Annotated in this window: 23 protein-coding genes and 1 tRNA gene; 10 read left to right on the top strand and 14 right to left on the bottom strand. The window is 64.8% G+C overall.

The window, feature by feature from the left end; all coding sequences use genetic code 11:
- Window positions 1–56 precede the first annotated feature (56 nt).
- The 5 genes from cysS to ACIQTZ_RS15135 form a co-directional block, all read right to left on the bottom strand.
- Window positions 57–1,526, bottom strand: a complete 1,470-nt coding sequence (gene cysS, locus ACIQTZ_RS15115) for a cysteine--tRNA ligase (protein WP_402981999.1) — start codon at window positions 1,524–1,526, stop codon at window positions 57–59.
- 35 nt (window positions 1,527–1,561) lie between these two features.
- Window positions 1,562–1,915 (bottom strand): hypothetical protein, encoded by a 354-nt coding sequence (locus ACIQTZ_RS15120; protein ID WP_402982001.1) that lies wholly within the window; start codon window positions 1,913–1,915, stop codon window positions 1,562–1,564.
- Window positions 1,908–2,435: a 2-C-methyl-D-erythritol 2,4-cyclodiphosphate synthase gene (gene ispF / locus ACIQTZ_RS15125; RefSeq protein WP_402982003.1), complete on the bottom strand. Its 528-nt coding sequence runs from the start codon at window positions 2,433–2,435 to the stop codon at window positions 1,908–1,910. The genes ACIQTZ_RS15120 and ispF overlap by 8 nt, the downstream gene beginning before the upstream one ends.
- Window positions 2,435–3,217: a 2-C-methyl-D-erythritol 4-phosphate cytidylyltransferase gene (gene ispD, locus ACIQTZ_RS15130; RefSeq protein ID WP_402982005.1), complete on the bottom strand. Its 783-nt coding sequence runs from the start codon at window positions 3,215–3,217 to the stop codon at window positions 2,435–2,437. Before ispD ends, ispF begins: the two co-directional genes overlap by 1 nt.
- Window positions 3,218–3,338: 121 nt before the next feature.
- Window positions 3,339–3,821 (bottom strand): CarD family transcriptional regulator, encoded by a 483-nt coding sequence (locus tag ACIQTZ_RS15135; protein ID WP_009357288.1) that lies wholly within the window; start codon window positions 3,819–3,821, stop codon window positions 3,339–3,341.
- A gap of 293 nt (window positions 3,822–4,114) precedes the next feature.
- Here ACIQTZ_RS15135 and ACIQTZ_RS15140 point away from each other — a divergent pair, with 293 nt between their 5' ends.
- The gene (locus tag ACIQTZ_RS15140; protein ID WP_400336039.1) at window positions 4,115–4,672 is read left to right on the top strand and encodes a hypothetical protein; all 558 of its coding nucleotides are present in this window, start codon (window positions 4,115–4,117) and stop codon (window positions 4,670–4,672) included.
- Window positions 4,673–4,743: 71 nt separating this feature from the next.
- Here ACIQTZ_RS15140 and ACIQTZ_RS15145 read toward each other — a convergent pair whose 3' ends face one another.
- Window positions 4,744–5,424, bottom strand: coding sequence for a response regulator transcription factor (locus ACIQTZ_RS15145; RefSeq protein ID WP_020608526.1), 681 nt, complete (start codon window positions 5,422–5,424; stop codon window positions 4,744–4,746).
- On the bottom strand, window positions 5,421–6,698 hold the full coding sequence (locus ACIQTZ_RS15150; RefSeq protein WP_402982146.1) for a sensor histidine kinase: 1,278 nt from the start codon (window positions 6,696–6,698) through the stop codon (window positions 5,421–5,423). The genes ACIQTZ_RS15145 and ACIQTZ_RS15150 overlap by 4 nt, the downstream gene beginning before the upstream one ends.
- A gap of 199 nt (window positions 6,699–6,897) precedes the next feature.
- Here ACIQTZ_RS15150 and phoU point away from each other — a divergent pair, with 199 nt between their 5' ends.
- A complete protein-coding gene (phoU, locus tag ACIQTZ_RS15155) occupies window positions 6,898–7,551 on the top strand; it encodes a phosphate signaling complex protein PhoU (RefSeq protein ID WP_400336008.1) in 654 nt (217 codons plus the stop codon).
- Between the two features lie 77 nt (window positions 7,552–7,628).
- Here the strand turns inward: phoU and ACIQTZ_RS15160 are convergent, their stop codons facing one another.
- The gene (locus ACIQTZ_RS15160) at window positions 7,629–8,375 is read right to left on the bottom strand and encodes a phosphoglyceromutase (RefSeq protein WP_387438948.1); all 747 of its coding nucleotides are present in this window, start codon (window positions 8,373–8,375) and stop codon (window positions 7,629–7,631) included.
- A 274-nt stretch (window positions 8,376–8,649) separates the two neighbouring features.
- Here ACIQTZ_RS15160 and ACIQTZ_RS15165 point away from each other — a divergent pair, with 274 nt between their 5' ends.
- The gene (locus ACIQTZ_RS15165; protein WP_402982006.1) at window positions 8,650–9,471 is read left to right on the top strand and encodes a class I SAM-dependent methyltransferase; all 822 of its coding nucleotides are present in this window, start codon (window positions 8,650–8,652) and stop codon (window positions 9,469–9,471) included.
- A 16-nt stretch (window positions 9,472–9,487) separates the two neighbouring features.
- Here the strand turns inward: ACIQTZ_RS15165 and ACIQTZ_RS15170 are convergent, their stop codons facing one another.
- Together ACIQTZ_RS15170 and ACIQTZ_RS15175 are read right to left on the bottom strand one after the other, a co-directional pair.
- Window positions 9,488–9,829, bottom strand: a complete 342-nt coding sequence (locus ACIQTZ_RS15170; protein WP_402982008.1) for a DUF2516 family protein — start codon at window positions 9,827–9,829, stop codon at window positions 9,488–9,490.
- Window positions 9,830–9,839: 10 nt separating this feature from the next.
- Window positions 9,840–11,024, bottom strand: coding sequence for a trans-sulfuration enzyme family protein (locus tag ACIQTZ_RS15175; protein WP_402982010.1), 1,185 nt, complete (start codon window positions 11,022–11,024; stop codon window positions 9,840–9,842).
- A gap of 73 nt (window positions 11,025–11,097) precedes the next feature.
- Here ACIQTZ_RS15175 and tmk point away from each other — a divergent pair, with 73 nt between their 5' ends.
- The 3 genes from tmk to ACIQTZ_RS15190 are packed head-to-tail and all read left to right on the top strand — an operon-like array spanning window position 11,098 to window position 14,455.
- On the top strand, window positions 11,098–11,748 hold the full coding sequence (gene tmk / locus ACIQTZ_RS15180) for a dTMP kinase (protein WP_402982011.1): 651 nt from the start codon (window positions 11,098–11,100) through the stop codon (window positions 11,746–11,748).
- Window positions 11,745–12,896: a DNA polymerase III subunit delta' gene (locus ACIQTZ_RS15185; protein ID WP_402982013.1), complete on the top strand. Its 1,152-nt coding sequence runs from the start codon at window positions 11,745–11,747 to the stop codon at window positions 12,894–12,896. The genes tmk and ACIQTZ_RS15185 overlap by 4 nt, the downstream gene beginning before the upstream one ends.
- Window positions 12,897–12,904: 8 nt before the next feature.
- The gene (locus ACIQTZ_RS15190; protein WP_402982015.1) at window positions 12,905–14,455 is read left to right on the top strand and encodes an alpha/beta hydrolase; all 1,551 of its coding nucleotides are present in this window, start codon (window positions 12,905–12,907) and stop codon (window positions 14,453–14,455) included.
- A 13-nt stretch (window positions 14,456–14,468) separates the two neighbouring features.
- Here the strand turns inward: ACIQTZ_RS15190 and ACIQTZ_RS15195 are convergent, their stop codons facing one another.
- On the bottom strand, window positions 14,469–15,200 hold the full coding sequence (locus tag ACIQTZ_RS15195; protein WP_400335998.1) for an HAD family hydrolase: 732 nt from the start codon (window positions 15,198–15,200) through the stop codon (window positions 14,469–14,471).
- 218 nt (window positions 15,201–15,418) lie between these two features.
- Between ACIQTZ_RS15195 and ACIQTZ_RS15200 the strand changes: the two genes are divergently transcribed.
- The 4 genes from ACIQTZ_RS15200 to ppk2 all read left to right on the top strand — a co-directional run bounded on the left by ACIQTZ_RS15200 (window position 15,419) and on the right by ppk2 (window position 19,119).
- Window positions 15,419–15,491, top strand: a tRNA-Thr gene (locus ACIQTZ_RS15200).
- A 243-nt stretch (window positions 15,492–15,734) separates the two neighbouring features.
- The gene (locus ACIQTZ_RS15205) at window positions 15,735–17,093 is read left to right on the top strand and encodes a hemolysin family protein (RefSeq protein ID WP_402982017.1); all 1,359 of its coding nucleotides are present in this window, start codon (window positions 15,735–15,737) and stop codon (window positions 17,091–17,093) included.
- Window positions 17,086–18,126, top strand: a complete 1,041-nt coding sequence (locus tag ACIQTZ_RS15210; RefSeq protein ID WP_402949397.1) for a hemolysin family protein — start codon at window positions 17,086–17,088, stop codon at window positions 18,124–18,126. Before ACIQTZ_RS15205 ends, ACIQTZ_RS15210 begins: the two co-directional genes overlap by 8 nt.
- Window positions 18,127–18,225: 99 nt before the next feature.
- Complete coding sequence (ppk2, locus tag ACIQTZ_RS15215) at window positions 18,226–19,119, top strand: polyphosphate kinase 2 (RefSeq protein WP_402982018.1); 894 nt, start codon at window positions 18,226–18,228, stop codon at window positions 19,117–19,119.
- 44 nt (window positions 19,120–19,163) lie between these two features.
- Here ppk2 and ACIQTZ_RS15220 read toward each other — a convergent pair whose 3' ends face one another.
- The 3 genes from ACIQTZ_RS15220 to ACIQTZ_RS15230 are packed head-to-tail and all read right to left on the bottom strand — an operon-like array spanning window position 19,164 to window position 23,192.
- Complete coding sequence (locus ACIQTZ_RS15220) at window positions 19,164–20,705, bottom strand: carboxyl transferase domain-containing protein (protein WP_402982020.1); 1,542 nt, start codon at window positions 20,703–20,705, stop codon at window positions 19,164–19,166.
- Window positions 20,706–21,929 carry a CaiB/BaiF CoA transferase family protein gene (locus ACIQTZ_RS15225; RefSeq protein ID WP_402982022.1) on the bottom strand — a complete coding sequence of 408 codons (1,224 nt, stop codon included), beginning with the start codon at window positions 21,927–21,929 and terminating at the stop codon, window positions 20,706–20,708.
- A 36-nt stretch (window positions 21,930–21,965) separates the two neighbouring features.
- Window positions 21,966–23,192: an amidohydrolase gene (locus tag ACIQTZ_RS15230; RefSeq protein ID WP_402982023.1), complete on the bottom strand. Its 1,227-nt coding sequence runs from the start codon at window positions 23,190–23,192 to the stop codon at window positions 21,966–21,968.
- Window positions 23,193–23,196 lie beyond the last annotated feature (4 nt).

A 23,196-nucleotide genomic window follows, 5' to 3' on the forward strand; every position in this document is an offset into this window, starting at 1 on the left:
ATGAGTCTGGAATCAAGTCTACTGACCCAGTGCAATTCGGCGGACGTGCCCGGTTGTCAGTCGCGTTTCAGGCTCCAGGTAGCACCATCCGAACCATCTTCGACCACGATGCCCGCCGCGGCGAGCGTATCGCGAATGGCGTCGGACGCCGCCCAGTCCTTCGCGGCACGAGCTGCGGCGCGGGCTTCGAGTTGAGCCTCCACCAGCACGTCGAGCGCTGCATGTTCGCGGCCTTGCACTGCCTCGGGACGCTTGACTGCGTCCAGGCCTAGGACGCCGGTCATGGCATTCACGCTGTACAACGCGGCTTTGGCGGCCTCAAGGTCACCTGCCGCCAATGCGGTGTTGCCGGCCCGGACGGTTTCATGCAGCACTCCGAGTGCCTGCGGAACGTTCAGGTCGTCGTCCATGGCGGCAATAAAGGCGGCCGGCATGTGGGCCATCGGCGCTACGGCATACCCCTTCGGCCCGCCCATATCGTGCGCGACCTTGGCTGCTGCCTTGGTGATGAAACCGTCAATGCGTTCGACGGCGGCAGCGGCTTCCTGCAGCGAGGTGGGGCGGTAATCCAACACCGAGCGGTAGTGGGCTTGTCCCAGGTAGTAGCGGACGACGCGCGGTGAAGCGAGTTCCAGCATCTCGGCCGGGCTGACGGTGTTCCCGATGGACTTGGACATCTTTTCGCCCTCGTAGGTGACCATGCCGTTGTGCATCCAGAAATTCGCGAACTCGTCCCCGGCGGCCTGTGACTGGGCCATCTCGTTCTCATGGTGCGGGAAACGGAGGTCCAGTCCCCCACCATGGATGTCGAAGCGGCTTCCGAGGTACTTGGTAACCATAGCGGAGCACTCGAGGTGCCACCCGGGCCGTCCGGCGCCCCACGGCGAATCCCACTTGGCGGTGGCGGGCTCGCCTTCCTTGTAGCCCTTCCACAGCGCGAAGTCGCGGGGATCGCGCTTGCCCCGGGGGTCGGCGTCGGGAGCGCCCTGCATGTCGTCGATGTTCTGGCGGGTCAGCGAGCCGTATTTGCTCCACGAGCGCACGTCGAAATAGACGTCGCCGGAATCGTCCAGCGCCGGGTACGCGTGCCCGCGGTCAATGAGGCGCTGGATCAGCGCGTGCATTTCCGGGATGTGGCCGGTGGCGCGGGGCTCGTAGGTGGGCCGCTGCACGCCGAGGGTTTCGTAGGCCTTCTCGAATTCCTGCTCGTAACGGTAGGCAAGGGCCCACCATTCCTCGTCCATCCGGGCGCTGGGTTCGGAGAACCAGTCCGGCTCAAACGACTGCGCCGACTTCACCAGGATCTTGTCATCGATGTCCGTGACGTTGCGCACCACGGTGACACGGTGCCCCCGGAATTCCAGCCAACGCGTCAGCTGGTCGAAGGCGATCGCGGAACGGACGTGGCCCACGTGCGGCATGCCCTGGACGGTGGCCCCACAGTAGTACACGCTGGCCTTGCCGGGTTCGAGGGGAACGAAGTCGCGGACTTCGGCGGAGGCGGTGTCATAAAAGCGCAGGGTCACCGCTCCAGATTAGCCGATGACGAACCATGAACCGCCTACTTGCAGTACTCCCCCACCTTGTTGAACTGCACCTTGAGCTGCTGTTGCTGTTCCTGGGTGGCTGCACCGAGCGACGAAGCAGCCGCTTTGTCCATGATGGCGGCCATTTCCTTGATGGGGTTGGCCACCTCCGGCGCCAGCTTGTCCGCGATCTCGTGGTAATGCGCCGCCAATTGCTTCGATTGCTGCTGCTGGTTGCCATCCGGTTTGAAAGCATCGTTGTTCAGGAACTCGCAGCTGGCCTTGACGTCCATGGTGGGCGTGCCGCCGCACCCGCCCAGGAGCAGCGCAACTGCCAGGGCGCCCGCTACGGCCGAAAAACGTACGACGGCGGTATGCGGCTTAGTCATTCGTCGGAGCTTTCGTTGGGGCCGGGACGGCATACACGAGGGCAGTGGCGACAGCGGAGATACCTTCGCCGCGGCCCGTGAAACCGAGCCCGTCGCTGGTAGTAGCCGTAACGCTGACAAGAGCACCCGCGGCCTCACTCAGCACCCTTTGGGATTCCTCGCGGCGAGGGCCGAACTTGGGCCGGTTTGCGACGAACTGCACAGCCACGTTGCCGATTTCGAAGCCTGCTGCCCGGACAATCCTGGCGGCCTCCCCGAGGAGCGTCACACCGGAAGCGCCTTTGAACTCGGGGCGGTCCGTGCCGAAGTGCGTGCCGAGATCACCGATTCCGCAGGCAGAAAAGAGTGCGTCCGCCGCCGCGTGGGCCACGCAATCGCCGTCGGAATGGCCGGAAAGTCCTTGTTCGCCCTCCCAGAAGAGGCCACCGAGCCAGAGCGGTTGCGGATCATCGGCCGGCGCGAAGGCGTGCACATCGATACCAATACCGGTACGCGGAAGAACGGGCGCCACGTCCGCCATCAGCCTTCCACCCAACGGATGCCCAAGGGACCTTCCAACAGGCCTTCGGCAATGATGAGGTCCAGCGGCGTGGTGATCTTGAGTGACTGGCTGGCACCGCGGACTGCGTGGACCGGGATGCCCAGGAGTTCAACCAGCATGGCGTCGTCCGTCACGGCGGCGGACTGCTTGTCATCAAACAGTCCGGCGGCGTCGTGGGCGCGCTGCAGCGTTGCCACCTCAAAGCCCTGGGGAGTCTGCACGGCCCTGAGCTGTTCGCGCGGTGCTGTTCCCGTCACGATTTCCGGAGCAATCTTCGAATCGGAATCGTCCGTGAGCGACACCGTCTTGATGGTGTCCACCACGGGCATGGCAGGAATGACGGCCTTGGCGCCGGAAGCCAGGGCGTCGGCCACCCGCTGGAACACCCGTTCCGGAGTGAGCGCACGCGCGGCGTCGTGGACCAGCACGGATTCGGTACCGTCCTCCAAAGCAGCCAATGCCGCCCGGACGGAATCCGCCCGGGTGGAACCGCCGTCGACGACTGTGACTTCGGGGCCACCGTCAACCAGTTCCACCGTGAATTCGGCAATCAGTTCGCGGAGTTCGGTGTCCCCCTTGGGCACGGCAATGCAGATCTGCCGGGCAACATCGGACGCCACCACGCCGCGCAAGGCGTGCATCAGGATGGCTTCACCGCCCAAGGGCACCAAGGCCTTGGGCATGCCGTAGCCCAGGCGCTCTCCTGAACCTGCCGCAACAACAATGACGGCTGTGACCGAGCGCTTCGAAGGTTGAGTCATGGCGTCAAGGTTATGCGTAATCCGGGTAGAAAACCCACATGTCGCATGGTTGCACGCAACTGCGGCCGCCTCCGGGCAAAAAGAAACCCGGCGGCGCTTTCGCACCACCGGGCATCAATTCTTAGGAAGCCAAGACCTCGTCGAGAACGCTTGCTGCCTTCTCTTCGTCCGTCTTCTCAGCCAGGGCCAGTTCTGAAATCAGAATCTGCCGCGCCTTGGCCAGCATGCGCTTCTCACCTGCGGAGAGGCCGCGATCGTGATCACGACGCCAAAGATCGCGAACGACCTCTGCCACCTTGATGACATCGCCCGAAGCAAGCTTCTCCAGGTTTGCCTTGTAACGACGTGACCAGTTGGTGGGCTCCTCCGTGAACTCGGCGCGGAGAACGTCAAATACGTGCTCCAAACCGTCCTTGCCCACTACGTCCCGGACCCCAACAAGGTCAACGTTCTCTGCTGGAACTTCAATGGTCAGATCACCCTGAGCCACCTTGAGCTTGAGATACATCTTCTCTTCGCCCTTGATGGTGCGCATCTTGATTTCCTCAATTTTCGCTGCACCGTGGTGAGGGTAAACTACTGTCTCGCCGACCTCAAAAACCATGTGGACTTTCCCCTTTCCCGCAGACTAGTCTATCACGATTAAGGCATACGACTGGCATCGGACGACCCCTGGACCCGCGCAAATAAAGGGAAAGAGGCCTCAGAGGGTCACAAACCACCCCTTGACGAAAACCCTGAAAGATGCATTAGTCAATCAAAGTGAGTGTCAGGTCCGGCCCGCCGCAGCTCGCCACAATGCCCTCCCGAATCCTCGTTTCGGGCTGTTTGCCGATAGGCTATGGCTGAAAACTTTCCAATGACTCTTGAGGAGTAGGTGTCGTGCGCTTTCCTGCGATGAACACTGTCCAGCGCGGCAAGCTGGCTATGGCGGCCGCTGCGATCGGCGTCGGCGTTCTGTCCGTAACCGGCTGCGGCTTCGTCAACGCCCAGCAGACGTCGCACCAGTACTCGGCATCGGACGGGGTCAGGGCCGACCTCGGCAAGCTGCAGCTCCGCAACATCCTGATCGTTGCCACCGGCGAGAACCAGCCGGGCCGCGTCATCGGCGCCGTCTTCAACCAGGGCACCTCCGACGCCACGCTCACCATCAGCGGCGCCAACGGCTCCCAGACCGAGATCCCGGTCAAGGCAGGTTCCGAAACCTACCTGAACGACCAGGCGGATGCCGCCATCCTCAGCTCCGCCGGTACCCAGCCCGGTGGCCTGACTCCGGTGACCATCCGCAGCGGTTCCGACTCCAGCACCGTCAACGTTCCTGTAGTCGACGGCACGCTTCCCGAGTACCAGAAGTACCTGCCCACCCCCAGCGGTTCGGCAAGCCCCAGCGGCTCGGCAACGTCCACAGCCACTCCGACTGCTACTTCCACCGAGTCCGCAGCAGCCGGCCACTAAGGGCCGCAAGCCACATAACAAAGGAAGGGTTCCGCTTCAGCGGAACCCTTCCTTTGTGCTATCGGGAGCTGTTACGGCTCGAACTTGTAGCCCAGGCCGCGGACCGTAACCAGGTACCGTGGCGCGGACGGGTCCGGCTCGATCTTGCTGCGCAGGCGCTTGACGTGCACATCCAGGGTCTTGGTGTCACCCACGTAGTCCGAACCCCACACGCGGTCGATCAGTTGCCCACGGGTCAGCACGCGGCCCGAGTTGCGCAGCAGCATTTCCAGGAGCTCGAACTCCTTGAGCGGCAGCGAAACCTGCTCGCCGTTGACGCTGACCACGTGGCGTTCAATGTCCATGCGGACCGGGCCGGCCTGGACGGTGGACGTGATCAGCTCTTCCGGCTCTCCCTGCCGGCGCAGCACTGCCCGCACGCGTGCCACGAGCTCGCGGGAAGAGTAGGGCTTGGTCACGTAGTCGTCCGCGCCGAGCTCCAGGCCCACCACCTTGTCGATCTCCGAATCCTTGGCGGTCAGCATGATCACCGGGACGCTGGAGCGCTGGCGCAACTGGCGGCACACCTCGGTGCCCGGCGTGCCCGGGAGCTGGAGGTCCAGCAGCACCAAGTCGGCACCGTTGCGGTCGAACTCCACCAGGGCGTCGCTGCCGTTATCCACTACTTCAACGTCAAAACCCTCCTTGCCCAGAAGGTAGGACAGGGGGTCGCTGAAGGACTCCTCGTCCTCCACAATCAAAATCCGGCTCAAGCGCTGGCTCCTTGCTCTTGGGCGCCCGTGGCGCCCGCTTGTTGACGTGCGCGAGCTTGTTGGGTCGCGCTTTGGGGTTCGTCGGCGGCGGGGTCGGCCACCGGTAGTCCGGGAGATGTGTCCGCAGTGGCAGGCGGCAGGCCGGCGTCGTCGTCCTGGCCTTCCATCTCCGGCAAGCGGATGGTGAACGTGGAGCCCTGGCCCGGCTGGGACCAAACGGTCACTTCGCCGCCGTGGTTGGACACCACGTGCTTGACGATGCTCAAGCCCAAGCCGGTACCGCCCGTGTGCCTGGAGCGCGCAGCGTCCACCCGGTAGAAGCGTTCGAAAACGCGTTCCTGGTCCTCCGGGGTGAGGCCTTCGCCTTGGTCCGTGACGGAAATGGCAACCACGCCTTCCCTCGTCCGGACACCGACGCCCACGCGGGTGTTCTCCGGGGAATACCGGATGGCGTTGTCGATCAGGTTGCGCAGCGCTGTCACCAGGAGGTCGCGGTCGCCGAAGACCAACGATTCAGAGTGGCCACCCACCACCATCTGGATGTTCTTGCTCTCGGCGGGCAGCTGGGAGCGGTCAACGGCCTCGGTGATCACGGCATTGATGTCCACGGCGTGGCCTTGCTGTGCCACGTTGGCGCCCTGCAGGCGGGACAGCTCGATGATGTCCTGCACCAGCGCCGCGAGGCGGCCCGATTCTTTGTGCATGCGCTTGGCGAAGCGGCGAACGGCGTCCTCGTCGTCCGGCGACGCTTCCAGGGCCTCGGCCAGGAGCGAGATGGCACCCACCGGCGTCTTCAGTTCGTGGGAGACGTTGGCCACGAAGTCGTTGCGGATCTCTTCGGTACGGGTGATTTCCGTGCGGTCATCGGCAAGCAGCACAATGTATTCCTGGCCGAGCATCGCTGCCCGGACCTGGACCACGATCGCTCCCTTGCCCAAAGGACCGCGCGGCAGTTCGTACTGGTCCTCCAGGATCACGCCATCACGGCGGACCTTGGCGGTCATGTCCAGGAGTTGTTTGTGAACCACCGTGTGCCCGCGGACCAAGCCGTACGCGTACGCCGCAGGACTGGCGCGGACCACGCCGTCGATCGCGTCCACCACCACGAAAGCACGGCCAACCACGGAGAGTACCTCGGCCGCCCCCTCGGGAAGCAGCGGTTCGGTGACATCCAGGTCAACAATCCTGCGCTGCCGTTCACTGATCCTGAATGCGAGCATGCCGAAGACGCCCAAAGACAGGCCAACCAAGCCTGCAATGACACCTATAAGCAACGGATCCACCTGTCCAGCTTATGCTGTGAAAACACGGCAAAGCATGGATCCTGCGCCAAACGCGGACGGTTCAACTAACGTTCACCTAAAGGTGCGCAACAGTTCATGGCCGGCTGTCAGTGTTACTTGTTGGACTAACCATGGTTTTGAAATCCGGCCGCCACCACGGGCACAGGATTTCCAAGGAAAGGACGCCTTAGTGCGCAAGGTTTTTCAGGCGGAACTCACCCAGGTGGGCGACGACCTCATCGAGATCTCCAAACTCGTTCACGAAGCAATCACCAAGGCCACCACTGCCTTTGAAGGGGCAGACATCGATCTCGCCCAGGACGTCATCGCGGCCGATGCCCGCATCGACTTCCTGCAGAACAGCCTGGACGAGCGCGCCATCGACATCCTGGCACTCCAGGGTCCTGTAGCCAGCGACCTCCGCATGATCGTCGGTTCGCTGCGCATGAGCGCTTCCCTGGAGCGCATGGGCGATCTCGCCCGCCACGTAGCGCAGCTGGCCCGCCTCCGCTACCCCGCCACCGTCATCCCGTCCCCACTGACCCAGACCTTCAAGGCCATGGCCCAGCACGACATCGAGATTGTGGCCAAGGTCATCGAGCTCCTCGAAACCCGCGACCTGGAAGTCGCCCGGGACATCCTCAAGATCAACCTCGCCGTGGACGACCTCCACCTCAGCGTCTTCAAGGCCATCGCCGCACCGGACTGGAACGAATCCGCTTCCACCACGGTGGACGTTGCCCTGGCCAGCCGCTACTTCGAGCGCTTCGCCGACCACGGTGTTTCCGTGGCCCGCAAGGTCACCTACCTCGTGACGGGCGAATGGCAGCCCGAGGGCTTCTAGCCTTTACGGCAGGACGACGACGGCGGCCGGTCACCTGGGGTGACCGGCCGCCGTCGTCGTTTAATCGCTGCGGAGCCCTACTTCTTGCCCTGGTTGGCTACGGCGAGGATGGCCTCTGCTGCGGCTTCGGGGTCCAGGTAGGTGCCGCCGGGGTTGACCGGCTTGAAGTCCTCGTCCAGTTCGTACACCAGCGGGATGCCAGTGGGGATGTTGAGGGAGGCAATGGCGTCGTCGCTGATGCCGTCAAGGTGCTTGACCAAGGCACGCAGGGAGTTGCCGTGTGCGGTGACCAGGACGGTCTTGCCCGCCTTGAGGTCTTCCTTGATGTCAGATTCCCAGTAAGGAAGCAGGCGGACCAGGACGTCCTTGAGGCACTCCGTACGCGGCAGTGCGTCGCCCAGCCCGGCGTAGCGGGGGTCGTGTGCCTGCGAGAATTCGCTGTCGTCCGAGAGGGGCGGCGGCGGGGTGTCGTAGCTGCGGCGCCATTCCATGAACTGCTCTTCGCCGAACTCGGCAAGGGTCTGGGCCTTGTCCTTGCCCTGCAGGGCGCCGTAGTGGCGCTCGTTGAGGCGCCAGTCGCGCTTGACCGGGATCCAGCCGCGGTTGGCCTTGTCCAGGGCCATGTTGGCGGTATTGATGGCACGCTTCAGGAGCGAGGTGTAGAGGACGTCCGGGAGGATGTTGTTCTCAACCAGGAGCTCTCCACCGCGTACTGCTTCTCCGCGGCCTTGGTCGTTCAGGTCAACGTCCACCCAACCGGTGAACAGGTTCTTGGCGTTCCAGTCGCTGTGGCCGTGGCGCAGCAGAATGAGCTTGTAAGTCATGGTTTTCATCCTAGCCGAGCGCCCCTCTCCCCTGCCGGGCGTTACGAACAGCAACGGGCGCCCTCGGTCGCATCTGCCGCACCCGTTCGCGCCCAGCGCACCCACCCGAGCATCTGCCGCACCCGTTCGCACCACGCGCACCAGTGGTCCGGGGTGCGTGTGGCGGCAAAGGGTGCGGCACGTCAGGGCAGCGAAGCGCGGCAAAGGGTGCGGCACGTCAGGGCAGCGAAGCGCGGCAAGGGTGCGGAGCAGGGCAGGCGATAAAGTGGGGGCCGTGGTGCAAAAGGCTGAACGGGTGGGCTCTCCCCGCAACAGGGGCGGAAAGCCGGTTGGCAATATCACCCGCGGCACCACGAATCCCAACCGCATGCGCCGCTTGGACAGGTGGCTTGCCGGGCCACAGGCGTGGCGCCTGCGCGCCGCCGTCGAGCCTTTGGTGGTGGACCTGGGCTACGGCGCCTCGCCGGCCACCGCCGTCGAGCTCTTTGAACGGCTGCAAGCCGTCCGTCCCGATGTAAGGGTCTGCGGGATCGAAATAGAGCCCGAACGCGTGCGGAACGCCAAGCCGTTGGAGCGGCCTGGGCTGAGTTTCCACGTGGGTGGCTTCGAGATTCCCGTGCCCGGCAAACCCGTCCTGGTGCGCGCCTTCAACGTGCTGCGCCAATACGAGGAAGCGGACGTGCCGGCAATCTGGGGACTGGTCCAGTCCCGGCTTGCTCCGGGCGGCCTGTTCATCGATGGCACCTGCGACGAAATCGGCCGCCGGGTGACCTGGGTGGCGCTGGGTCAGGAACGTCCGCTGAGCCTGAGCCTGTCCGTGCGCTTCGGCAGTTTTGAGCTGCCGTCCGAGGTGGCCGAGCGGCTGCCCAAGGCCCTGATCCACCGCAACGTCCCTGGAGAGCGGGTACACACGTTCCTGCAGGCCATGGACCGCGCCTGGTTGGAGGCGGCGCCGTTGGCCTCGTTTGGCAACCGGCAGCGGTGGACCGCCATGTGCCGCTCACTGCTCGACGCCGGATGGCCGCTTCAGGATGGACCGTCGCGGTGGCGCTTGGGTGAAGTGACCGTGGCGTGGGAGGCCGTGGCGCCGCTCTAGTTTGGTGCGGCGCTGTTTACCAGGGGCCGTACGGGCCCACGTTGCGGTTGCCGCCACTGCCGGCCTCGCGGACTGCGGGGCGGACATCGGCGAGGTACACACACGCTGCCGTGACGGCAGCGATGCCGAACAAGCCTAGAGCGTTGCCGCCGCTAATCACGGTCAGGACACCAATTAACAGGGCCACGCCCGTGAGCGCAAGCCAGAACGTCTTGGTCCGCTTGGAGGCTGCCACGAACAGCGCCGGCCGGTGGCGCAAGCAATCGACGAACGCCCAGATTTCCAGGGCCAGGGCCACCAAGCCCAGGATCCAGTAGACCGCGCTGGAGACAAGGCCGATCAAGAATTTTCCGTCCACGCCCTTTAGCCTAGCTGTCCAGCGACTTCAGCGCTTGCTCGAGGTCTGACCAAAGGTCCTCGACGTTCTCAATGCCCACGCTCAACCGGACCAGGTTCTCCGGGACGCTGAGCGGCTCGGCCGTGTGCCGGCGTCGGCGTTCAATCAGTGACTCGACGCCGCCCAAGGACGTAGCGGGGAGCCAGAGCTGCAGCGCGCGCACCAGCTGGTCGGCGGCTTCGGCGCCGCTGCGGGAGTCGTCGCCGGCAATCTGGATGCAGAGGATGGAACCAAAGCCCTTCATCTGCTCCGTGGCCCGCTGGTGGCCGGGATCCGTGGCGAGGCCCGGATACCGGATAGCTTCCACCCTCGGGTGGGTGCTGAGACGCTCCGCGAGGACAGCGGCGGACGCTTGCGAACGCTCGATGCGCAGGGCCAGCGTCCGCAGTCCACGGAGGGCCAACCACGCTTCGAACGGGCCCGCGATGCCGCCGTGGATGATCCGGTGATGGAGCAGCGCGGCCCGCAGCTCCGGATTGGAGGTCACCAAAGCGCCGAGGACCACGTCCGAGTGGCCGGCCAGGTACTTGGTCACCGAGTGGAGAACGACGTCGGAACCCAGGGCCAGCGGCTGCTGCACCAGAGGCGTTGAGAACGTATTGTCCGTGACGACAAGCGCGCCGGCAGCGTGCGCGGCTTCCGCCAGGGCACGGACATCAGCGATACCCAGCATGGGGTTGGTGGGGCTTTCGAGCCACAGCAGGTCTGCCTTCCGGCCTCCCTCGGGGCTGATGAGGGCTTTGACCGCCTCCGTGTCCGAGATGTCCACGGTGCGCAATTCAATGAAGCCCTTGTCCGCGAGCTCGGAAGCCATCACCAGCGAGCCCGAGTAGCTGTGCGATGGCATCACCACCACGCCTCCGGCGGGCACCAGGGAAAGCACGGAACTCACGGCGGCCAGTCCGGAACCGTAGAGCAGCCCCGGAAGCCCGGCGCCTTCGAGCTTGGCCAAGGCCTCCTCGAAGGGGTCCCAGGTGGGGTTGGCGTAGCGCCCGTAGCCGCGGTCCCCGTCGCTCAACGGACCCGTTCCGAAGTATGTGGAGGACAAGACAATGGGCGGATTGACCGGCTCATCGTGCTTGCGTTCGGGACGGCCTGCAGCCACCACAAGGGTTTCCGGGGACAAAGCTGCCGCGTGCTCTTCGGAAAGGCTCATGGTTTCAGGGTAGTCGGGGGCACGGGTGTGGATGAAAGCCGTTACGTTTGCACCCGCTCGGTAGGCTAGGCAGGTGAGTATTCAGAGTCCTGGCCTGTTCATTGCCTTCGAAGGCGGGGACGGAGCGGGCAAGTCCACCCAGGCCGCACGGCTCTTCGACGCCCTTGAATCCCGGGGGCTGACCGTCCTGCGAACCCGCGAACCCGGCGGAACCCCCATCGGCGAAAAACTGCGCTCCCTAGTCCTTGAGCACGGCCACGGGACCATCGACGCCCGCACTGAGGCACTGATGTTCGCCGCTGCCCGCGCTGCCCACGCCAGCCAAGTGATCCGCCCCGCCCTGGCAGCGGGCACGGTGGTCATTACGGACCGCTACATCGACTCCTCTGTTGCCTACCAGGGCGCTGGCCGGGGCCTCGGCGCCGAGCAGGTCCGCTCCCTTAACGAGTGGGCCACCGAGAGCCTGCAGCCGGACCTGACGGTACTGCTCGACGTCGATCCTTCAGACGGGCGCCAGCGGCGCACTGCCGGCGAGGCCGCAGAAGACCGGCTGGAGTCCGAGCCCGACGATTTCCATTCGGCCATCCGCCACGCGTTCCTGGACCTGGCCACCGCGTCGCCGTCCAGTTATCTCGTGTTGCCCGCATCCTTGGATATTGAGACGTTGGCTTCCCGGATCCTGGAACGTGTCGAGGCGTTGCTTGGTGGGCGGGTTCCCCAGTGAGCGTTTGGGACGACCTCCAGGGGCAGGCTCCGGTTGTTGCGCAGTTGAAACAGGCAGCGCAAGGCGAAGCGGGACTCACCCATGCCTGGCTCTTCACCGGTCCACCCGGCTCCGGTCGTTCCAACGCGGCCAAAGCCTTCGCCGCTGCGTTGAACTGCGAGCAGGACGACGTGGCCCTTCGCGGCTGCGGCGAATGCCCCGCCTGCCACACGATCCTTGGCGAGACCCATTCCGACGTGACGTTCGTGCGCACCGAGAAAGTCACCATCACCATTGACGAAGCCCGGGAACTCGTCTCCAAAGCGGGAGACAGGCCGTCCACGGGCCGGTGGCGGATCATCGTGGTGGAGGACGCGGACCGCATGGCCGAACGGACCACCAACGTCCTGCTCAAGGCCATCGAGGAACCCACGCCGCGGACCATCTGGATGCTGTGCGCGCCCTCCCCCGCGGACGTATTGGTCACCATCCGGTCCCGATGCCGTCCGGTCACCCTGCGCCTGCCGCCGGCTTCCGACGTCGCAGACCTTCTTGTTCGCCGCGATGGCATCGACCCGCAGTTGGCTGAACGGGCCGCCCGGGCAGCACAGAGCCACATTGGAATCGCACGCCGTTTGGCTCGCGACGCCGACGCCAGGGAACGCCGGCTGGAAACTGTCCGGATCCCGCTGGGCCTGCGCGGCGTCACAGCGGCGGTGATGATGGCCGAGAAACTGGTCAAGATCGCCACGGACGAGGCCAACAGTTCCAATGACGAACGGGATGCTGCGGAGAAGGTTGCCCTGTTGGCCAGCCTTGGAGCCCCTGAATCCGGAACCCTCCCGCCGTCCATGCGCAGCCAGGTCAAGCAACTCGAGGACGACCAGAAGCGCCGTGCCAAGCGGTCCGTTACCGACTCGTTGGACAGGACGCTGACCGACCTGCTGTCCTTTTACAGGGACGTCTTGATCATCCAGCTCGGGAACGCAGTGGAGTTGGTCAACGTTGAACTCAGGGGCGATCTAGAAGAATACGCGCGCCAGTCCGCGCCGGAGACCACCCTTGCCCGGATGGACGCCATCAACAAAGCACGGGTCCGCATCACCACCACCAACGTGGCACCGCTCTTGGCAGTGGAGTCCATGGCGACGAGCCTGATCCAGCAATAGGAGAATCCATGAAGTCCGCACGCCGCCGCCGGGGGCTCGCAGCGCTCTGCCTCACGCTCGTTTCATTGCTGGTCCTCAGTGCGTGCTCGCTTCCGTTTATGCCCACTCCCACCGCCAAGCCATCCACGAGCACGGTTGATCCTTCCATCGCCGCGTCGGCTCCGAAGGGACTGGAAAAGTACTACTCGCAGGAAGTGGAGTGGAAGGGTTGTGAGAGCGGCTTCCAGTGCGCCACCGTCAAGGTCCCGCTCGACTATGGGAACCCTTCCGGCGGGGACATCGAACTCTCGGCGATCAAGCTCTCCAGCAGCGGAAACAAGAAGGGCACCATCCTGGTCAATCCCGGCGGACCCGGCGGTTCCGGCGTTGACTTCGTCCGGGACGGCGGAAAGACGCACTTCACGCAGAAACTGCGGTCAAACTACGACATGGTGGGCTTCGACCCCCGCGGCGTCAAGCGCTCGGCTCCCGTCACCTGCATGTCCTCGGACGCTGAGCGGGATGCCGCACGGGAAAAGGTCTTCAGGGAGAACACGGACGAGGGACTCGCAGCTGCCCTGGCCTTCAACAAGTCCGTGATCCAACAGTGCGTGCAGCAGACCGGCCCTGTGCTGGAACACATCGACACCGTCAGCGCCGCCAAGGACCTCGATGTCCTCCGCGCCGTGGTCAACGATGCCAAGCTCAACTACCTCGGCTACTCCTATGGAACGTTCCTCGGCTCCACGTACGCAGCCCTCTTCCCGGACAACGTCGGACGCCTGGTGCTGGACGGGGCCGTGGATCCGTCGCTCAGCAACGAAGACCTCACCTCAGGGCAAGCCGTAGCCTTCGAGAAGGCCATCCGTTCCTATGTTTCCGACTGCCTGAACCAAAAGGACTGCCCGCTCAGCGGAAACGTGGACAACGGTGTCCAGGAGATCCGCGACCTCATCCAGGCTGTGGACGACAATCCCCAAACAGCCAAGGACGGGCGACTCGTGACGGGCAACGAATTCGTCAACGGGCTCATCCTGCCGCTCTACGATGACCAAAGCTGGCCTGCCCTGACCCAGGCCCTGGCCAGCGCCTTCTCCGGCGACGTTTCCCAGATGCTGCGGATTGCCGATCTCGGCGCTGACCGGGAGCAGAACGGCACCTACAGCTCCAACTCGAACTTCGCCTTCACGGCCATCAATTGCCTGGACTATCCCATGGTCACCGACACCGCCGGGATGCGGGCCGAGGAAGCCCGCCTGAAGCAGGAGTCCCCCACGTTCGGTGAATTCTTTGCCTACGGCGGCGTGAGCTGCAAGGACTGGCCGTACAAGGCCACGCGAACTCCCGCAGCGGTGGATTACACGGGCTCGGCGCCGATCGTCGTCATCGGTACCACCGGGGATCCCGCCACCCCGCTGGCATGGGCGCAGTCCCTGCGGAAGCAGCTCGGGAACGCCTCCCTTATTACGTGGGAAGGCGAAGGGCACACCGCCTACGGCCGCTCCAACTCGTGCGTCAGCAACGCAGTTGACGATTACTTCATCGACGGGAAGCAGCCGCAGGACGGGCTGAAGTGCTAGCTTTGGCCCGGCCCTAGAAGTGCCGGGCCTCGTGCTTCTCCAGCAGCAGGGGCAACTGCTTGATGGAGTCAACCACTTCGGTGGCGCCGGCTGCCCGGAGGGTCGCTTCCGAGTGTGAACCGGTCAGCACGCCAGCCATGAGTGAGGCACCGGAGCGGACCCCGGACAACATGTCCGAGCTCGTGTCTCCAACCACCGCCACTTCCCGGACGTCGTCCAGGTCCAGGGCGAGCACAGCGGTCAGGATCATGTCCGGGTAGGGACGGCCACGTCCGGCGTCGGCCGGGCACAGACTGAGGTCGGCCAAGCCCATCCAGCCCAGGGATTCCAGGACCATGTTCTGGGTGTGCCGGCCAAAGCCCGTGGCGAGGCATACGTGCATTCCTGATTCGCGCATCCAATGGATGGCGTCCTCCGCCCCCGGAATGGCACGGACGCCGCCGTCGTCGATCAATTCGTCGTACACCAGCTCGAACGTCTTGTTGGCACTTTCGGCAACCACCGTGTCCTCGAAAAGGTGGCTGAAGACCGTTCGCTTGGAGAAGCCCATGGTGTCCCGCGCATAGCCGAGCATGCTCTCAAAGCGGGTGCTGCCGGGCTCCACGCCGTGTTCGGCCAACGCCCGGGACATGGCCCGCTCGGTCCGGCCGTCGTCCGTGATGGTGGTCCCCACCATGTCCACCACCGCGAGCCGCAACCTGTTGGGCGTGTGGTTGGTATCCCTGGTCAATGCGTCCCCAGTCATTGCGCGGCTCCCTCGGCGAGTATTGCGTGCCGGACGGCCCCGGCAACAGTTGATTCCCCAGCTTCCGGCGGCAGGGGAAAGGCGGCTTGAACCCGGCCCGACGCCCGGGTGAACATCCCCGCAACGGCCGCCGCCGCCGTCGTTTTGACCCGGGCGCCGTGCCTCTATTACAGTTATGTCTTGCGTGATCGGCCGGGAAACCGGTAGAAAGTCGCGGTGCTTCCTTAGCTCAGTCGGTAGAGCGTTTCACTCGTAATGAAAAGGTCATCAGTTCGATTCTGATAGGAAGCTCGGTTGGGAACCCCTGGAAATCTTCGGATTTCCGGGGGTTCTCTGTTTCCGCGTTAGGGGCATCCGCTCGTCAACGTCCGAAGCCCCCGGTGGGTTCCCGTTTCAGCCTGCGGCGCACAAATATCCGGACTTGGCCGGCCACCCCGTAGACTTGGCCCACTATGGATGACCCTCCTTCACATATGCCCAGGCCCCTCTGCCCCCTGACCGGATTGCCGGTCCACACGGGAGAGGGGCGCCCGAATGTATGAATGGATCATGCTCGGCATAGGCCTTGTCCTCACTGTCGGCACAGGATTCTTCGTCGCTTCAGAGTTTGCGCTGGTCAATCTGGACCGCACTGAACTCGAAGCCCGCCAAGCCCGCGGCGAAAAGCGGCTGGGGCCGACCATCAACGCCCTGAAAATCACGTCGACGCACCTCTCCGGTGCACAGCTCGGCATCACCCTCACCACCCTGCTCACCGGCTATACCTTTGAACCGGCCATCAGCAGCATGCTCCGCGGCCCGCTGCAATCGGCCGGGCTGCCCGAGGCCTTCATTCCCGGCGTCGGTGCGGTGGCAGGTATCTTCCTGGCCACCATCTTCTCCATGGTGATCGGAGAACTGGTTCCCAAGAACTTCGCCTTGGCCTTGCCGCTGGCCACGGCCAAGGTAGTAGTCCCGTTCCAGGCCCTCTTCACCACGGTGTTCAAACCGGCAATCCTGCTCTTCAACAACACAGCCAACCGCATCATCCGTTCCTTCGGCATTGAGCCCAAGGAGGAACTTTCGGGTGCCCGATCCGCGGAGGAGCTGACCTCCTTGGTGCGGCGCTCAGCGTTGGAAGGCGTCCTGGACCGCGACCATGCCGAGTTGCTGAACCGGACCCTGCGCTTTTCGGAGCATACGGCCGGAGACGTGATGACGCCCCGTATCCGCATGGTAGCCGTGGATTCCGATCACACGGCCGCGGAGATCGTGGAGCTGGCCTCGGCCACCGGGTTCTCGCGGTTCCCGGTGATCGGACGCGACCGTGACGACGTTCAGGGAGTCCTCCACGTCAAGCAGGCCTTCGCGGTGCCGCTGGAAGAACGTGAATCCGTTACCGCTACTTCCCTCATGACCGAGCCGCTGTACGTCCCGGAGTCCAAGGACGTGGATGCACTCCTGGTCCTCCTGCGCAAGCAAGGCCTGCAAGTGGCCATTGTCTCCGACGAACACGGCGGAACGGCGGGGATTGTCACCCTTGAGGACCTCGTGGAGGAAATCGTGGGCGAACTCGAGGACGAACACGACCGTGCCAGGGCCGGGGTGGTCCGCAGCGGCCGTTCGGTGACCTTCGACGCATCCCTGCGGCCGGACGAGTTGCTGGACCGGACCGGCATTGTGGTGCCCGAAGGCGAGGAGTACGACACTGTGGCCGGCTTCATGTCCGACCAGCTGGACCGCGTTCCGGAGCTCGGTGACGAGGTGGCCATCGCCGATGGCGTGCTGCGTGTGGAACGGGTAGCCGGCCCGCAGCTGGGACGTATCCGCTTCACACCGGATCCCGATGCGGACACAACCAGCACCCACGACCAGATCATCGACAAGATTTCCGAGGAGCTTGGCCATGAGTGAGTATCTTCCCGGAATCATCTGGCTGGTGATCCTGCTGGTGGTGAACGGGTTCTTCGTTGGCGCCGAGTTTGCCGTGATCTCCGCCCGGCGTTCCCAGATCGAGCCCAAGGCCGAGGCCGGCAGCAAGGCCGCCAAGACCACACTGTGGGCCATGGAACACGCCACCCTGATGCTGGCGACGAGCCAGTTGGGCATCACGGTATGTTCGCTGGTGATCCTCAATGTGTCCGAACCGGCCATCCACCACCTTCTGGAAATTCCCTTGGGGCTCACGTCCTTGCCGGCCGAGGCAATCAGCATCATTGCCTTTGCCGTCGCGCTCCTGCTGGTGACCTTCCTGCACGTTGTGGTGGGCGAAATGGTCCCCAAGAACATTTCGTTTTCCGTGCCGACCCGTGCTGCCCTGATCCTGGCGCCTCCCCTGGTCTTGGTGGCCAAGGTGTTCAAGCCTGTAATCTGGACGCTGAACGGGATCGCAAACTCCATCCTTCGGCTGTTCCGCGTGGAACCCAAGGACGAGGCGACCAGCGCCTACACCTTGGACGAAGTGGCAACCATCGTGGAGCAATCCACGCGGGTAGGAACGCTCAACGACACCAGTGGAACACTGACTGCCGCCTTCGAGTTCACGGCCAAGACCGTGGCCGACGTGGAGGTTCCGATCGCCGAGATGGTGCTTCTGCCGGCCACGTCATCGCCGGCGGACATCCAGCGGACGGTTGCTGAGCACGGCTACTCCCGGTACATCCTGACGGACACGGACAGGCAGCCTTCCGGCTACCTCCACCTCAAGGACGTCATGGACCTGACCACGCCGGAGAAGTTCAGCAGTCCGGTACCGGAAAAACGCATCCGTCGGCTGGCTTCCGTTTATGTCGGCAGCGAACTCGAAGATGCCCTGGCGTCCATGCGCAGGAGCGGAGCCCACGTTGCCCGCGTCTTCAATGCCGAAGGTGCCACCACCGGCATGCTGTTCCTCGAGGACATCATCGAAGAACTCGTGGGCGAGGTACAGGACGTGACAAGCGCCTAACGACGCATGGGTCACCGTGGCCGGACGCTTTGGGGGCGTTCGGCCGCGGTGACTTCCTGTATTCACGGTGCGTTAACTTCCCGGCGCTACGTTCTGGCCATGACTGTTCTTGGCTCCAACCTCCATGGCTTCTCGGTCCTGGACGATGACGACGATGATCCCGTGTTACTCGGCCCCGACGGCGTGCTGGTGGATACCTGGCGCGAGGGCTACCCCTATGCGGCCCGCCTGGACCGTGAAACGTACGAGTCGGAGAAGCGGCTGCTCCAGATCGAACTCCTCAAGCTGCAGAAGTGGGTCAAGTCCACGGGTCGCCGGGTTGTGATGGTTTTCGAGGGCCGGGACGCCGCAGGCAAGGGCGGCACCATCAAGCGTTTCACCGAGCACCTGAATCCCCGTGGTGCCCGGATAGTCGCCTTGGAGAAGCCCAGTGAGCGCGAACAGTCCCAGTGGTACTTCCAGCGCTATGTCTCGCACCTGCCTGCGGCCGGCGAGATGGTCATGTTCGACCGGTCTTGGTACAACCGGGCCGGCGTGGAGCGCGTGATGTCCTTCTGTACCGAGGAGCAATACGAGAACTTCCTCCACCAAGCACCCATTTTCGAGAAGCTGTTGGTGGACGACGGCATTGACGTGGTCAAGTTCTGGTTCTCTGTCTCCCGCACCGAGCAACTGACACGGTTCACCATCCGGCAGGTAGATCCAGTCCGGCAGTGGAAGCTCTCCCCCATGGACTTGGCGTCGCTGGACAAGTGGGGTTCGTACACTGCCGCGAAAGAAGCCATGTTCCTCGAAACGGACACGGACTGGGCGCCGTGGACGGTGGTGAAGAGCAATGACAAGAAGCGCGCACGCCTCGAAGCAATGCGTCACGTCCTCAACCGCTTCGATTACACCGGCAAGGACATGGAACTGGTGGGCACACCCGATGCACTGATCGTGGGCCCTGCCTCGAGGATCTTCGAAGACGGCGAGACCCCGGGCAGCCACTAGCGGAAAACGCCCGACGGCGGGACTCAACTCCCGCTATGTGGGGGCTACGAGACCAGGGCAAGATACCTTGCACGGCGGGCCTGCAGCCGCGGGGATCGCGGACCTGCCAGCGCTTGGAGTTCGACGGCGATCACGTCACCGAGGCGTCGGCAGAACTCCACCGGCTCGGCAGCGGCATCGGGGCATTCTTCCACTACCACGTCCACCACTCCCCTGCCCGCGAGCGCAGCCGCCGTGATGCCCTGGCTTTCTGCGAGCGCCGGGGCCTGCGACGTGGTCCGGTGGACGATGGCCGACGCACCCTCGGGTGGCAAGGGGGCGAGCCACGCGTGTTGCGCGGCGATGGTCCGGTCTGCGGGCAGGAGGGCCAAGGCTCCCCCGCCGGTCCCTTGCCCGAGGAGCACGGACAAGGTGGGGGTGGACAGTCCGAGGAGGTCGTATAGGGACCGTGCAATCTCGGCGGCGAGCCCGCCTTCCTCTGCTTCCTTGGACAACGCCGCACCAGGAGTGTCGATGACAGTGACCAGGGGAAGCCCGAGTTCCGACGCCAGCCGCATCCCCCGCCGGGCGTCCCGCAACGAAGCCGGTCCCATGGACCTCCCGGAATCGTGCCCCACCACAACGCACGGTTTGGCCCCGAAGCTTGCGAGGGCCACCAGGATCCCGTTCTCCTTGGCACCGTCTCCGGCGCCCCTCAGGAGCACCACGCTTCCCGCTGCTTGCTGCAATAACCGTGCGGTGGAAGGGCGTAGTGGGTTCCTCGAACGTTGTACGGAGTCCCACGCTGCCGGCAGCGCCGCGGGGTGAAGCGGCGCGGTGGGAACCTGCGCGGCGGGATCGTTCGCCCCGGCCGCGCCAACGCCGGCAGCGGACGTCCCAGCAACCGCTCCCTCGCCGCCGGGCGCCAGCAACAGGTCCAGCACCCGCCCGAAGTAGTCGTGGAGCCCCTCGGGCGGAACCACTGCGTCCACGAGCCCGTGGTCGAACAGGTTCTCGGCGGTCTGGACCCCGTTGGGGAAGTCCTCGCCGTGCAGCGCTGAATAGACCCTGGGCCCCAGGAACCCCAGCAGGGCACCCGGCTCGGCAGCGGTGACGTGCCCCAAGGAACCCCACGATGCCATGACTCCCCCGGTGGTCGGGTGCCTCAGATAGACCAAGTAAGGAAGCCCGGCGTCCCGATGGGCCTGGACTGCAGCCACGATTTCCACCATGGCAAGGAAGGCGCTGGTTCCTTCCTGCATACGGGTGCCACCGGAGGCGGGCATCGCCACGAGCGGCAGGTCGAGCTGGGTTGCGCGTTCGACGGCGGCAACGAGCCTTTGTGCCGCATCCCGCCCGATGGAGCCGGCCAGGAAAGCGAAGTCGGAGACGACGACGGCGACGCGGTGGTTCCGTATCCGGCCCTCGCCGGTGAGCACCGATTCGTCACTGCCGGACTTGTCGCGTGCGGCAACCAGGTCTGCGGCGTACGCAGAGTCAGAGCCAACCACCCCACGAGCCGGGGCGTCCCACGAAACGAAAGTTCCGGCGTCGAGCGTTTCCTCAAGCAGTTCCCGCGCACCGAGCCGGGTGGCCGTGGCCGCCACCTAGTCCTCCTCCCCTGTGGACAGCCACTCGCGAATGCTTGTGTCGTGCTCGTTGAGCAGCGGCGGTGCCGTGTGGGCACGGCGGGTGGATTCGGCTCCGGAGGCGTTGTCGAAGAAGCGCAGCGGCGGGCCGGGCAAAGTGACCGAGCCCAGGAGCGGGTGTTCCACGTCCACCAGCAACCCCTGGGATGCCACCTGGGGCCACTCATACACTTCCTTCAGGGACCGGACCTTGCCCGCGGGAATGCCGGCGTCGGCGAGCTTCGCGAGGAGCGGCTCGGCGTCGTACCCCGCAAAGGCCGCTTCCACGACGCCGATGACCTTGGAGCGGTTCCGCACCCGGTCCGCATTCCTGGCGAGGCCCTCAGCCGACGGATCAAGACCAAAGGTGGACGTAAAAGCTCCCCAGAGCTTCTCGCTGCCGACACTGATCTGCACGCTCCCGTTGCGGCAGCGGAAGAGGCCGTACGGCGCGATCGAAGGGTGATGGTTGCCCTGCGCTTCGGGCGACTCCCCCGCCACGGTGACCTTGGTCCCCTGGAACGCGTGCACCCCGACGAGGGACGCCAGCAAGGAAGTCCGCACCACTTGTCCCTGCCCGGTACGTTCGCGTTCCAGCAGGGCCGCGACCACTCCGTAGGCTCCATACATGCCGGAGAGGAGATCGGCAATGGGTACCCCGACGCGTTGGGAATCGTCTGGGCCGGAGCCGGTGAGCGACATGAGCCCGGCTTCGCCTTGGAGTATTTGGTCGTAGCCACTGCGGTGGGACTCGGGGCCATCGTGGCCGAAGCCTGTGATGGAGAGGATCACCAAACGGGGATTGATCGCGTGCATGGCATCCGTGCTGAAGCCGAGCCGTTCCAGGACTCCGGGACGGAAGTTTTCCACCACCACGTCGGCGCGTTCCAGCAGCTGCCGGAGGACCTCCCTGCCGTCATCGCTCTTGAGGTCCAGCGCGAGGGATTCCTTGTTGCGGTTGCAGGACAGGAAGTAGGTGGCCTGCGGATCGTCCTCGGGTCCAACGAAGGGCGGACCCCAACCACGGGTGTCGTCCCCGGCGCCTGGGTTCTCGATCTTGATGACCCTGGCACCGAGGTCGCCCATCATCATGGCGGCGTGCGGGCCCGCGAGTGCGCGGCTGAGGTCCACCACAAGGCGGCCGGAGAGTGGACCGCCGGTGTCCCGGAGGACAGGTGTTGTTTCGGTGAGTACTGAAGTCATGCGATGTTTCCTCGAAGGTCAGTTGCCGAAGCAAGCTCAGTTGCCCAGGCGGGACAGCAGGACGGCGACGGCGGCCGAGACTCCGCCGGCCAGGGAGCCTTCCAGCTCGGGGGCGAAGAAGGGCGAATGGTTCACGGGTACCGGCACGGGGCCTTCAAAGGCGGACGCCGGGGTGCCGCCGAACATCCAGAACACGGACGGCACACCGATCGCGGTCCCCAGGTGGCCGAAGTCCTCGCTCCCCATCATCGGCGGGGTGACCTCGACGGACCCAGCCCCGAGCGCACCGCGCAGTGCCTCAAGGACGGAGGGAACGGCGTCGGGGTCGTTGTAGCACTGCGGGAAGCGGTACAGCTCCTCGATCTGCGGCGTGGGAGCGCCAGACGCGGCGGCTTCGGCCTCGATGATGCGGCGGACAGCGGCGAGGACCTGGCCACGGACGTCCTCGTCGAAGGTACGGATGTTGAGCGTGAATTCCGCCGAGGCCGGGATGATGTTTTCCTTGAGTCCAGCGTGGAATGTCCCGACGGTTACGACGGCGGACTTCCGCGGGTCCAGCTCGCGGGACACGATGGTCTGCAGCCGCGTGACCATATGCGCTGCCATGACGATGGGATCGATCGAGTCCTGCGGCTGCGAACCGTGGGATTGCTGGCCGTGGACAGTAACCCTGAGCGAATCCGCCATGGCCGCGACCGGGCCGCTGGAGATGGACACCGTACCCACCGGGCGGGGCATGACGTGCTGCCCGAACACCACGTCCGGGCGCGGAGCTTTGTCCCACAGCCCGTCGTCGAGCATGGCCAAGGCGCCTGCCGCGGTCTCTTCACCGGGCTGGAAAATCAGTACCAGGGTCCCGGACCACGCATCCCGGTTTCCGACGAGGATTTCGGTGGCTCCCAGCAGGCTCGCCACATGGGTGTCATGGCCGCAACCGTGCATCACGGGAACCTCTGCGCCGTCCAGCATGCCTTTGTCCGTGCTGGCGTACTCCAGTCCGGTGGCTTCCTCGATGGGCAGGCCGTCGGTATCGGCACGGAATGCGACCACCGGTCCTTCCCCGTTCCGCAGGACACCCACCACTCCCGTGCCTCCACAGCGGAAATGCCCCACGCCCAAACGGTCGAGTTGTTCCTCGATGAGTTGCGCGGTGGCGTGCTCCTGCATGGAGAGCTCGGGATGGGCGTGGAGGCGGCGGTACAGGGCGTGGAGCTTGGTGGTCTGTTCGCTGTCGAGTTCCAGGGCGGTGGCGGTTTGCGTCATGGTG

The organism is Paenarthrobacter sp. NPDC090520, assembly GCF_044769205.1.
Taxonomy (GTDB): Bacteria; Actinomycetota; Actinomycetes; order Actinomycetales; family Micrococcaceae; genus Arthrobacter.